Origin of the sequence: Pantoea sp. Pa-EAmG, from assembly GCF_030024295.1 — a bacterium.
Taxonomy (GTDB): Bacteria; Pseudomonadota; Gammaproteobacteria; order Enterobacterales; family Enterobacteriaceae; genus Pantoea; species Pantoea dispersa.
On sequence record NZ_JASEWO010000141.1, the window covers coordinates 1 to 12,533 of the forward strand.

Sequence of the window (12,533 nt, forward strand, 5' to 3'; positions counted from 1 at the left end):
GCGATTTATCGGTAACGGGTGACGCACAAGGGTGCAGCTGTGATGAAACGTCAAATCGCAAGTGTGCGAACTATCACAAAACAGAACATTGCCTGCCGCCCACATGAATAACCATTCTTTACGCGTCCGTTGTAATCGTTTCCAGTGCCTGCGGTCATAACCGCTTCTGTTTATTACAGTTATTTAACCTCCGCTGACATAAAGTTCAGGCGTTTTGTCCATAAGCTGAGTCAGCTGTCTGACACGCTGATACGCGTAACCCCTTTAATTCATTCTGTTTTGTGAGGTGTGTCGCGCTTGTTTTAGCGCAATTGCGCCAGGCTTGAAGCGCGTTTGTACCCCTACAGCACACTCCCTTCAGAGGAATGAAAATTATGTGGAAACGTTTACTCTTGACCACCATGGTCAGCGCCGCACTCAGCACATCGGTTCTGGCTGCCGACATGACGGTGGGCTTCTCGCAGGTCGGTTCTGAATCCGGCTGGCGTTCTGCCGAAACCAACGTGGCAAAAAGTGAAGCGCAAAAGCGCGGTATCACCCTGAAAATTGCCGATGGTCAGCAGAAGCAGGAGAACCAGATCAAAGCGGTGCGCTCGTTTATCGCTCAGGGCGTTGACGCCATCTTCATCGCGCCAGTGGTACAGACTGGCTGGGAACCGGTGCTGGAAGAGGCCAAAGACGCCAAAATCCCGGTGTTCCTGCTGGACCGCGCCATCGTGGTGAAAGATAAATCGCTGTACATGGCGGTGGTGACGGCCGACAACGTGCTGGAAGGCAAACTGATTGGTGACTGGCTGGTGAAAACCGTCGGTGACAAGCAGTGTAACGTGGTGGAACTGCAGGGTACCGTCGGTGCCAGCGTGGCGATCGACCGTAAGAAAGGCTTTGCCGAAGCCATCGCCGGCCACAACAACATCAAAGTGATTCGCTCGCAGTCCGGTGACTTTACCCGCAGTAAGGGTAAAGAGGTGATGGAGAGCTTCATCAAAGCCGAGAACAACGGCAAAAACATCTGCATGGTGTATGCGCATAACGATGACATGGCGATCGGCGCCATCCAGGCAATTAAAGAAGCCGGCCTGAAACCGGGCAAAGATATTCTCACCGGTTCGATTGATGGCGTGCCGGATATCTATAAAGCGATGCTGGCCGGCGAGGCCAACGCCAACGTTGAGCTGACGCCGGACATGGCTGGCCCGGCGTTTGACGCGCTGGAGAAATTCAAAAAAGACGGCACGCTGCCGCCGAAAATCATCAAAACCGAATCAAAACTGTTCTTACCGGCTGACGCTCAGGCGGAGCTGGATAAGAAAAAAGGCATGGGTTACTGATCCCCGCAACCGCCCTTCGGGGCGGTTTTTATGACGTAAGCGAGGCAGAATCTGATGAGCAGCTACGATGAAACACCCCTGCTGAGCCTCAACGGCATCAGCAAAGGCTTTCCCGGCGTCAAAGCGCTGGATAACGTGTCGTTCAGCATCCGCAAGGGCGAAATCATGGCGCTGCTGGGTGAGAACGGCGCGGGGAAATCGACCCTGATTAAAGTGCTGACCGGCGTCTACACGCGGGATGCCGGCACCATCACCCTCAACGGCGCGGTGATTGCGCCGCACAGTACCGCCGATGCGCAGCAGATGGGCATTGGCACCGTTTATCAGGAAGTGAATCTGCTGCCGAATATGTCGGTGGCGGATAACCTCTACATTGGCCGCGAGCCGCGCCGCTTCGGCATGATCGATCGCAAGCGCATGGTGCGCGACGCCGATGCGCTGATGCGCAACTACGGCTTCGCGCTGGATGTGACGCGTCCGCTCGGCTACTACTCGGTGGCGATGCAGCAGATCATTGCGATCTGCCGCGCAGTCGATCTCTCCGCGCAGGTACTGATTCTGGATGAACCAACTGCCAGCCTTGATGCCAGCGAAGTGGAGATGCTGTTTACCCTGATGGCGCAGCTGAAAGCCAAAGGCATGAGTCTGATTTTCGTCACCCACTTTCTCGACCAGGTGTACCGTATTACCGACCGGATTACCGTACTGCGCAACGGCCAGTTTATCGCCACGCGGGACACCGCCTCGCTGCCGCAGATTGAGCTGATCAAGCTGATGCTGGGGCGAGAGCTGCTGGAAACCGCACTGCAGCGCCAGGGCAGCACGTTACGCAGCAATCAGCCGGTGGTGTCGTTTGAGGATTACGGCAAGAAAGGCACCATTGAACCGTTTAGCCTGCAGGTACGGCCGGGCGAAGTGGTGGGGCTGGCCGGGCTGCTCGGCTCCGGGCGCACCGAGACCGCCGAGGTGCTGTTTGGCATCCGCCGCGCCGATCGCGGTACCGCCACCATCAAAGGTAAAGTGCAGCACATCCGCACGCCGGCCAAAGCCTCACGTCTCGGCATGGGCTTCTGCCCGGAAGATCGTAAAACTGACGGCATCATCGGCGCGGCCTCGGTGCGGGAAAACATCATTCTGGCGCTGCAGGCGCAGCGTGGCTGGCTGCGGCCGATCAAACGCCGTGAGCAGCAGGCGATAGCCGAGCGTTTTATCAAGAGCCTGGGTATTCGCACGCCGCACGCCGACCAGCCGGTGGAGCTGCTGTCGGGTGGCAACCAGCAGAAGGTGCTGCTGTCACGCTGGCTGGTGACTAAACCACAGTTTCTGATTCTGGATGAGCCGACGCGCGGTATCGACGTGGGTGCCCACGCCGAGATCATTCGGCTGATTGAATCCCTGTGCGCCGACGGACTGGCGCTGCTGGTCATCTCCTCTGAACTGGAAGAGCTGGTGGGCTATGCCGATCGCGTGCTGATTATGCGCGATCTGAAGCAGGTCGCCGAAATTCCGCTGGAGCAGCTGTCGGTGGCGTCGATCGTCAACGCCATCGCGGACGGAGGAGCACAACATGCTTGAATCGCCTATGACACACGAAAAACCGGAACGGCGGAAGCCGAAGCTGCCGCCGGGCATGCCGCAGATCGTCGCGCTGATTCTGGTGCTGCTGATCGACAGCCTGGTGGCGAATAACTTTTTTGCTATTCACATTCAGGACGGGCGGTTATTCGGCAGCCCGATTGACATTCTCAACCGCGCCGCACCGGTGGCGCTGCTGGCGATTGGTATGACGCTGGTGATCGCCACCGGCGGGATCGATCTGTCGGTAGGCGCGGTGATGGCGATTGCCGGCGCGACGGCGGCGACGCTGACGGTGGCGGGGCACAGCCTGAGTTTTATTATTCTGGCCACGCTCGGCACCGGGCTGCTGTGCGGCCTGTGGAACGGCGTGCTGGTAGCGCTGCTGAAGATTCAGCCGTTTGTCGCCACGCTGATTCTGATGGTGGCCGGGCGCGGCATCGCGCAGCTGATCACCCAGGGACAGATCGTCACCTTTAACAGTGACAGCCTCGCGTGGTTTGGCAGCGGTTCGCTGTGGCTGCTGCCGGTACCGGTGTGGATTACCCTGCTGGTGGCCGTGGCGGTGTGGCTGCTGACGCGCAAAACCGCGCTTGGCCTGTTCATCGAAGCGGTAGGCATCAACCTGCGTGCGGCGCGCAATGCCGGAGTGACCGGCTGGCTGGTGGTGATGTCCACCTACGCCATCAGCGGCGTGTGTGCGGCGGTAGCCGGGCTGATTGTCGCCGCTGATATTCGCGGTGCCGATGCCAACAATGCCGGGTTGTGGCTGGAGCTGGACGCCATTCTGGCGGTGGTGATTGGTGGCGCCTCACTGATGGGCGGGCGTTTTAACCTGGTGCTGTCGCTGGTTGGTGCGCTGATTATCCAGTCAATGAATACCGGCATCCTGCTGTCAGGTTTTCCGCCGGAGCTGAACCAGGTGGTGAAAGCGGTAGTGGTGATGTGCGTACTGCTGCTGCAGTCGCCGCGCTTTATCGCCATGCTGAAGGGGAGACGTAAACCATGATCAAGCGTCATTTACCGTTAATGATTACCCTGCTGGTGTTTGTCGCGGGCTATCTGTTCTGCCTCAGCCAGTTTCCCGGCTTTGCCTCAACGCGGGTGATTTGCAACATCCTCACGGATAATGCGTTTCTCGGCATCATCGCCGTTGGCATGACGTTTGTGATTTTGTCCGGCGGCATCGATCTGTCCGTTGGCGCGGTGATCGCCTTCACCGGCGTGTTCCTGGCGCGCATCATCGGCGACTACCATGTCGACCCGCTGCTGGCCTTTGCGCTGATTCTGGCGGCAGGCGCGCTGTTTGGTGCCATGATGGGCTGGCTAATTGATGCGTTAAAAATCCCGGCCTTTATCATCACGCTCGCCGGGATGTTTTTCCTGCGCGGCTGCAGCTATCTGGTGTCGGAGAACTCGATTCCTATCGATCATCCGCTGTATACCACGTTGTCGAGCCTGGCGTGGAAAATTCCGGGCGGCGGACGTCTCAGCCTGCTGGCGGTGATTATGCTGGTGGTGGTAGCGGGGGGCATTCTGCTGGCGCACCGTACGCGCTTCGGTAATCAGGTGTACGCCATTGGCGGCAATCTGACGTCGGCTCAGCTGATGGGCGTGTCGACGCGCGCCACCACGATTAAGATTTATATGCTGTCGACCACGCTGGCGACGCTGGCAGGCATCGTATTTTCCATTTACACCTCGGCCGGCTACGCGCTGGCCGGGCTGGGCGTCGAGCTGGATGCCATTGCTTCGGTGGTGATTGGTGGCACGCTGCTGTCGGGTGGCGTCGGTACGGTGCTGGGCACGCTGTTTGGGGTGCTGATTCAGGGGTTGATTCAGACATGGATTAACTTCGACGGCACGCTGAGTTCGTGGTGGACCAAAATCGCCATTGGTATCCTGCTGTTTGCCTTTATTGCGCTGCAGCGTCTGCTGACAGTGATGTGGGACCGCCAGCAGAACGCGCCGGTTAAGCGTTTAACGTCTTAGTTGTGATCGCATGTGTCTTTTAAGAGGTGCGCAAACTAGCGCACCTTTTTTTATGCCCTGATTCGTGGATGTTGGGTGGGGTTGCTATTAATTGGGTGCCCGGCCCCATCAAGGCCAGCCCGATCGCAAAGAAACCCCGCATCCATGCCGATCGGCCGCGCCATCCCTGGCGCGGACGCTTTGCTATTCGGGCTGGCCTTGATGGGACAGTTAAGTTGTTCATCGCTGTCATTTATGCGCTGCGCGGCGTTTAAACCTGACTACTCGCAGCACACGTATATGAAGGAAATAAAGGCGGGCAGTGGAGTAAAGCGTACGCCGCAGGGATGCGGCGGCCGGGGCGACAGGGAGGTATTCACGCTGGCTTTACGTAACGCCTGCCGTTGTTGACTGGACCGCACGTTTTAAGCCATAAAAAAAGCCGCGATACCCTCGCGGCTTGCTTCAACATTTCAGGCTATTAACGTTTCAGGCGGTAGTACGCATCGTTCCAGCGCAGCGCATCTTTGAAGGCCGGCAGGCGCGTCTCGTCATCAATCACCAGCACTTCAATGCCGTGCAGTTCACCGTACAGGTACATGTCCTCGACATCCAGCGCCTGGCTGAACACCGTATGGTGTGCGCCGCCCGCCAGGATCCACGCTTCAGAAGCGGTGGCCAGCGAAGGCTGTGCGCGCCACAGCGCACGTGCCACCGGCAGCTTCGGCAGCGCCTGCGGCTGTTCAATGGTATCGACCACGTTGACCAGCAGACGGAAGCGATCGCCCATGTCGATGACGCTGGCGTTCACCGCGCGACCCGCCGGCGTCGAGAAAATCAGACGCGCCGGATCGGCTTTACCGCCAATGCCGAGGAACTGCACATCAATCAGCGGCTTCTCCTCTTTGGCGATCGACGGGCACACTTCCAGCATGTGCGAGCCCAGTACCAGCTCGTTGCCCGGCGCGAAGTGGTAGGTGTAATCCTCCATAAACGAGGTGCCGCCGGCGCGCGTGCCGGCCTGCACTTTCAGAATGTGCAGCAGCGCGGCAGTTTTCCAGTCGCCTTCACCAGCGAAACCGTAGCCCTGAGCCATCAGGCGCTGAACCGCCAGACCGGGCAGCTGGGTCATGCCGTGCAGCGTCTGGAAATTGGTGGTAAAGGCTTTACAGCCTTCGCTATCGAGGAAGCGCTTCAGGCCCAGTTCGATGCGAGCGGCATCCAGCACATTCTGCCGCTTGTCGCCGTTTACAGACGCCGCTGCGCTGAACAGATACTGGCTCTCATATTCGTCGACCAGCGCGTTGACATCACCGTCGCTGACGCTGTTCACCACCTCAACCAGATCGCCGACGCCCCAGCCGTTAACCGCATAGCCAAACTGAATCTGCGCTGCCACTTTATCGCCTTCGGTGACCGCCACTTCGCGCATATTGTCACCGAAGCGCGCCACTTTCAGCTGCTGGCTGGCCTGCTTCGCCAGCGCGGCATTGATCCAGCGCGCGATACGCTGCTGGCTGGTTTTATCCTGCCAGTGACCGGTCACTACGCTGTGCTGCAGACCCATGCGCGCGCCAATGAAGCCGAACTCACGGCCGCCGTGCGCGGTCTGGTTCAGGTTCATGAAGTCCATGTCCATGCTGTCCCACGGAATTTCCGCATTGAACTGGGTATGAAACTGCAGCAGCGGTTTATGCAAAATACTCAGTCCGCCAATCCACATTTTTGCCGGCGAAAAGGTGTGCAGCCAGGTAATGATACCGACGCACTGACTGTCGTGATTGGCCTCGCGGCACAGCGCAAGCGCTTCATCCGGTGATTTCACCAGCGGCTTCAGCTCAAGCGGCACCGGCAGCGTACCGGCCTGGTTCAGGCCGTCCATCACCTGGCGCGCATGCTGCTCAACCTGGCGCAGGGTTTCCGCTCCGTAGAGATGCTGTGTACCAATCACAAACCAGACTTTCTGTTCCATTCATCGCTCCTTTACTTAGCGGATGCGGCGCGCGCGGCGTACTGCGGTTCAGCCGCCTGGCACCAGTGTTGATAACGTTGATAAAGCTGCTGATAAGTCGCCACGCGCTGGCTGTCCGGCTGCAGGGTGACGGCAATCGGACTGGCCATCACCTGCTGCGCCGCCGGCACATCGGGGTAAACGCCGGCGGCAACGGCGGCAAAAATCGCCGCGCCCAGCGCACAGCACTCATCGGAAGCGACAATGTCCAGCGGCCGGTTCATCACATCGCAGCAGGCCTGCATGATGGCAGGGGATTTGCGCGCAATGCCACCGAGCGTCAGGATGTTCTGCACCGGAATCTGCTGCTGCTCGAAGCACTCCATGATGGCGCGCGCGCCAAAGGCGGTGGCGGCAATCAGGCCACCGAACAGCGCTGGCGCATCGGTGCCGAGGTTGAGGTCGGTAATCACGCCTTTCAGGCGCTGGTTGGCGTCCGGCGTGCGGCGACCGTTAAACCAGTCCAGCACCACCGGCAGGTGATCGAGTTGCGGATTTGCCGCCCAGGCGTCGGTCAGCTGGCGGATCAAATCCTGCTGCAGCGCGGCCAGCTGCGGCTGTAATTCAGGATGGCGCTGCGCCGCCTGCTGTAAGGGCCAGCCGAGCAGGCGACTGAACCAGGCATAGATGTCGCCGAACGCCGATTGTCCGGCTTCACAGCCGATGGCGCCCGGCATCACGCTGCCGTCGACCTGACCGCAGATGCCTTTGATCGCGCGATCGCCCACCTGTTCGCTGTCGGCGATCAGGATGTCGCAGGTCGAGGTGCCGATGACTTTCACCAGCGTGTACGGCTGTGCGCCCGCGCCAACCGCGCCCATGTGGCAGTCAAAGGCGCCACCGGACAGCACCACCTGTTCTGACAGCCCGAGGCGCTGCGCCCATTCGCCCGACAGCGTGCCGACCGGCACATCGGCCGTGTAAGTGTCGGTGAACAGCGGCGAATCGAGCTGTTCCACCAGCATGGGATCGAGCGCGCGAAAGAACGCCGCCGGCGGTAAACCCTGCCACTCCGGATGCCACAATGATTTGTGCCCGGCGGCGCAGCGTCCGCGCCGCAGATCGGCCGGTGCGGTTGTACCGCTCAGCAGCGCGGGCACCCAGTCGCACAGTTCTACCCACGAAACCGCCGCCTCTCGCACCGCGGCATCGGCACGCGACACGTGCAAAATTTTGGCCCAGAACCATTCGGAGGAGTAAACGCCGCCGATGTAGCGGGTATAGTCGGTGAACTGGCCGCTGCGGCACAGGCGGTTGATCTCTTCGGCTTCTTCTATGGCGGTGTGATCTTTCCACAGCACAAACATGGCGTTGGGATTGCTGGCGAATTCCGGACGCAGCGCGAGGACGTTGCCGTCGCGATCGATGGGGGCCGGCGTCGAGCCGGTAGAATCGACGCCAATACCCACCACCGCGGCGCGCTGCGCCGGACTTAACGCCTGCACCACGCTGACGATCGCCTGCTCCAGCGCATCAATATAATCCTGAGGATGATGACGAAAGCGGTTGGCGTGGGCATCGCAGAATTCACCCTTTGCCCAGCGCGGATAGTTGACCACCGCCTTTTCCAGCTCTTTACCGCTGTGGCACTCCACGGCCAGCGCCCGTACCGAGTCACTGCCGAAATCCAGCCCAATTGTTATGGCTCCCGCGCTCATCGGGATTCTCCTGTGTGAGTTGTCTCGCTCTATCCTGGAATGGGGCGCGGGCGGCGGTTAGTCATCAGCGGCTGAGAATATGCACTTTTCTGTCATCGGCGGGGTTGTGTGATCGACAGCAAAAGTTAATGTCCGGTTAATTTTGCTGAATATATGGAGGATTTAGTCATCGTTTTGGGATGTGATACCGCTCTACATTTTTCCGCGCTTTTCCCGCTACAACTAGCCCAGCGTTTGCACAGCCTTTGTACAACCTTTGAGCTAACGCGCTGATTTTGCGCTGTACCCGAACGTGAAATCTGATTGGTAGCGTTTACACCGATTCGTTATTAACAGCGATAAAACACCATTGTGCCGGAGAGCATCATGCATAAATTCACTAAAGCACTGGCGGCCGCAGGCCTCGCCGCGCTTATGTCACAATCCGCTATCGCCGAGACCATGAAGCTCGGTTTTCTCGTCAAACAGCCGGAGGAACCCTGGTTCCAGACCGAGTGGAAATTCGCCGATAAGGCCGGCAAAGATCTCGGCTTTGAAGTGATCAAAATTGCCGTGCCGGACGGTGAAAAAACCCTGAACGCTATCGATAGCCTGGCGGCGAGCGGCGCCAAAGGCTTTGTCATCTGTACCCCGGATCCCAAGCTGGGCTCGGCTATCGTCGCCAAAGCACGCAGCTATGACCTGAAAGTGATTGCCGTGGACGACCAGTTTGTCACCGCCAAAGGCAAGCCGATGGATACCGTACCGCTGGTGATGATGGCAGCGACCAAAATCGGCGAGCGTCAGGGCCAGGAGCTGTACAAAGAGATGCAGAAACGCGGCTGGGATGTGAAGCAAACCGCCGTCATGGCGATTACCGCTAACGAACTGGATACCGCGCGCCGCCGCACCGGTGGTTCGATGGCCGCGCTGAAAGCCGCCGGCTTCCCGGAGAAGCAGATTTATCAGGTGCCGACCAAATCCAACGATATCCCGGGCGCGTTTGACGCCGGTAACTCGCTGCTGGTGCAGCATCCGGAAGTGAAGCACTGGCTGATTGTCGGCATGAACGACAACACCGTGCTGGGCGGCGTGCGCGCCACCGAAGGCCAGGGCTTCAAGGCACCGGACGTGATCGGCATCGGCATCAACGGCGTGGATGCGGTAAGCGAGCTGTCAAAAGGCGCGCCAACCGGCTTCTACGGTTCCCTGCTGCCGAGCCCGGACGTGCACGGCTATAAGAGCAGCGAAATGCTCTACAACTGGGTGACCAAAGGACAGGAGCCAGCGAAATTCACCGAAGTGACCGACGTGGTGCTGATCACCCGCGACAACTTCAAAACCGAGCTGGCGAAGAAAGGGCTGATGTAAGTCGGTTTTAAGCCGTCCTCAATGTGATGTTAATTAACAGGCAGCCGGCATAGTTCGTGCTGTAGCAAGGCGGCAAACACGTTTATCCCCGGGAGCTTACTGAGGTCAGTGACCGGGGTAAATGTGCGCAGCCAACGCCGCTACGGTGCGAAACATGGAGGCTCAGGAGTTCCCATGAACACGGATCCAGCATTTCTGTCATTTCATGGCATCAGCAAAACCTTCCCTGGCGTGAAAGCGCTGCAGGATATCTCTTTTCAGTGCCGCGCCGGTGAAGTGCACGCGCTGATGGGAGAAAACGGCGCGGGCAAATCCACGCTGCTGAAAATCCTCAGCGGCAGCTATCAGCCCAGCGGCGGCGAAATCCGCATCAAAGGCACAGCGAAAAGCTTCAGCAATACCGTTGATGCGCTGGATGCCGGTGTAGCGATCATTTACCAGGAGCTGCATCTGGTACCGGAAATGAGCGTGGCGGAGAACATCTATCTTGGCCAGCTGCCGCACAAGCGCGGGCTGGTTAATCGCAAGCTGCTGCGCTACGAAGCCGGTCTGCAGCTGAAAAATCTTGGCATGGATATCGACCCCGACATGCCGCTGAAATACCTGTCGCTCGGCCAGTGGCAGATGGTCGAAATCGCTAAAGCGCTGGCGCGCAACGCGCGCATCATCGCTTTTGATGAGCCGACCAGTTCGCTGTCGGCGCGCGAAATTGAGCATCTGTTCCGCGTGATTCGCCAGCTGCGCGAACAGGGTCGGGTGGTGCTGTACGTGTCGCATCGCATGGAAGAAATTTTCGCGCTGAGCGATGCCATCACCGTGTTTAAGGATGGGCGCTACGTGCGTACCTTCACGGATATGGCCAATACCCACCATGACGATCTGGTGGAGGCGATGGTCGGACGCAATCTCGGAGATATCTATGGCTACGCGCCACGTGAGCTGGGGCCCGTGCGTCTGCAGCTGGACCAGGTGGAAGCGAAAGGCGTGCGGATGCCGATATCGCTGACGGTGCGCGCCGGAGAAATTGTCGGTCTGTTTGGACTGGTCGGTGCCGGCCGCAGCGAACTGATGAAAGGGCTGTTTGGTGCCACCCGGCTGCGCGCAGGCACGGTCACGCTGGACGGTAAGCAGCTCAACATCCGCGAACCGATTGATGCCATCCGCGCCGGTATCATGCTGTGCCCGGAAGATCGCAAAGCCGAAGGCATCATCCCGGTGCACTCGGTGCGCGAAAACATCAATATCAGCGCGCGCCGCCACAACCTGAGTGCCGGCTGTCTGATCAAGCCGGGCTGGGAAGCGAAAAACGCGGACCACCACATTCGCTCGCTGAACATCAAAACGCCGGGCGCGCATCAGCTGATCATGAATCTGTCCGGTGGCAACCAGCAGAAGGCAATTCTGGGCCGCTGGCTGTCGGAGGAGATGAACGTGATCCTGCTCGACGAACCGACGCGCGGCATTGATGTTGGTGCCAAACATGAAATCTATAACCTGATTTATCAGCTGGCGAACAAAGGGATCGCGGTGCTGTTTGCCTCCAGCGATCTGCCCGAAGTGATGGGACTGGCCGACCGCATCGTAGTGATGCGCGAAGGTGAGATTGCCGGTGAACTGCCCCACGACGCCGCCACGGAGCAGCTGACGCTGAGCCTGGCCATGCCGAAAACCACTCAAGCGGCCGCCGTGGCCTGAGGTAAAGGAGAGTAAAAATGGCTTCATCTACCACGTCCAATACGCCACCGGTGCAGCGCAGTGGCCTGCAGCTCGGGCGCATCTGGGACAACTTCGGCATGCTGGTGGTGTTTGCGCTGCTGTTTATCGTCTGCGCCATCTTTGTGCCTAATTTTGGCACCTTTATCAACATGAAAGGGCTGGGCCTGGCGATGTCGATGTCCGGCATGGTGGCGTGCGGCATGCTGTTCTGCCTCGCCTCCGGCGATTTCGACCTGTCGGTAGCGTCGGTGATTGCCTGCGCTGGCGTCGTCACCGCCGTGGTGATCAACATGACCGAAAGCCTGTGGATCGGCGTCGCCGCCGGCCTGCTGCTCGGTATGGCCACCGGCTTCGTTAACGGCTTCGTGATTGCGCGCCTCAAAATTAACGCGCTGATCACCACGCTGGCGACCATGCAGATTGTGCGCGGCCTGGCCTATATCTTCTCCGACGGTAAAGCGGTGGGGATTGAGGATGAGCGCTTTTTCACCCTCGGCTACGCCAACTGGCTGGGCGTGCCGGCACCGATCTGGCTGACCATCGCCACCATGATCGTGTTCGGTTTCCTGCTGAACAAAACCACCTTTGGCCGCAACACGCTGGCGATTGGTGGCAATGAGGAAGCGGCGCGGCTGGCCGGGGTGCCGGTGGTGCGCACGCGCATCATCATCTTTATCCTTTCCGGGCTGGTATCAGCGGCGGCCGGCATTATCCTGGCTTCACGCATGACCAGCGGTCAGCCGATGACCTCGCTCGGTTATGAGCTGATCGTTATCTCCGCCTGCGTGCTGGGCGGCGTGTCGCTGAAGGGCGGTATTGGCAAGATCTCCTACGTGGTCGCCGGGGTACTGATTCTGGGTACCGTCGAGAATGCGATGAATTTATTGAATATCTCGCCATTCTCACAGTATGTGGTGCGCG

Annotated in this window: 9 protein-coding genes; 7 read left to right on the forward strand and 2 right to left on the reverse strand. The window is 59.2% G+C overall.

The features are described 5' to 3' along the window. Positions 1-374: 374 nt before the first annotated feature. From ytfQ to yjfF, 4 genes are read left to right on the forward strand one after another with little or no spacing between them, the layout of a single operon-like run. On the forward strand, positions 375-1,331 hold the full coding sequence (gene ytfQ, locus QMM04_RS16780) for a galactofuranose ABC transporter, galactofuranose-binding protein YtfQ (protein WP_021506185.1): 957 nt from the start codon (positions 375-377) through the stop codon (positions 1,329-1,331). Positions 1,332-1,385: 54 nt separating this feature from the next. Then, entirely contained in the window at positions 1,386-2,906 is a 1,521-nt protein-coding gene (locus tag QMM04_RS16785; protein WP_282996572.1) for a sugar ABC transporter ATP-binding protein, read from the forward strand. Next, the gene (gene ytfT, locus QMM04_RS16790) at positions 2,899-3,915 is read left to right on the forward strand and encodes a galactofuranose ABC transporter, ATP-binding protein YtfT (protein WP_058758461.1); all 1,017 of its coding nucleotides are present in this window, start codon (positions 2,899-2,901) and stop codon (positions 3,913-3,915) included. The genes QMM04_RS16785 and ytfT overlap by 8 nt, the downstream gene beginning before the upstream one ends. Further along, on the forward strand, positions 3,912-4,898 hold the full coding sequence (yjfF, locus tag QMM04_RS16795) for a galactofuranose ABC transporter, permease protein YjfF (protein ID WP_021506182.1): 987 nt from the start codon (positions 3,912-3,914) through the stop codon (positions 4,896-4,898). Before ytfT ends, yjfF begins: the two co-directional genes overlap by 4 nt. Positions 4,899-5,358: 460 nt before the next feature. Here the strand turns inward: yjfF and araA are convergent, their stop codons facing one another. Further along, positions 5,359-6,849, reverse strand: coding sequence for an L-arabinose isomerase (gene araA, locus QMM04_RS16800; RefSeq protein ID WP_021506181.1), 1,491 nt, complete (start codon positions 6,847-6,849; stop codon positions 5,359-5,361). A gap of 11 nt (positions 6,850-6,860) precedes the next feature. Continuing rightward, positions 6,861-8,546 carry a ribulokinase gene (locus QMM04_RS16805; protein ID WP_282996573.1) on the reverse strand — a complete coding sequence of 562 codons (1,686 nt, stop codon included), beginning with the start codon at positions 8,544-8,546 and terminating at the stop codon, positions 6,861-6,863. A 366-nt stretch (positions 8,547-8,912) separates the two neighbouring features. Between QMM04_RS16805 and QMM04_RS16810 the strand changes: the two genes are divergently transcribed. The 3 genes from QMM04_RS16810 to araH form a co-directional block, all read left to right on the forward strand. Beyond that, positions 8,913-9,896, forward strand: a complete 984-nt coding sequence (locus QMM04_RS16810; protein WP_021506179.1) for an arabinose ABC transporter substrate-binding protein — start codon at positions 8,913-8,915, stop codon at positions 9,894-9,896. A 174-nt stretch (positions 9,897-10,070) separates the two neighbouring features. Next, positions 10,071-11,591, forward strand: a complete 1,521-nt coding sequence (gene araG, locus QMM04_RS16815) for an L-arabinose ABC transporter ATP-binding protein AraG (RefSeq protein WP_021506178.1) — start codon at positions 10,071-10,073, stop codon at positions 11,589-11,591. A 17-nt stretch (positions 11,592-11,608) separates the two neighbouring features. Continuing rightward, positions 11,609-12,533: L-arabinose ABC transporter permease AraH (araH, locus tag QMM04_RS16820; protein ID WP_282996574.1), on the forward strand; the 925-nt coding region annotated here is incomplete at its 3' end.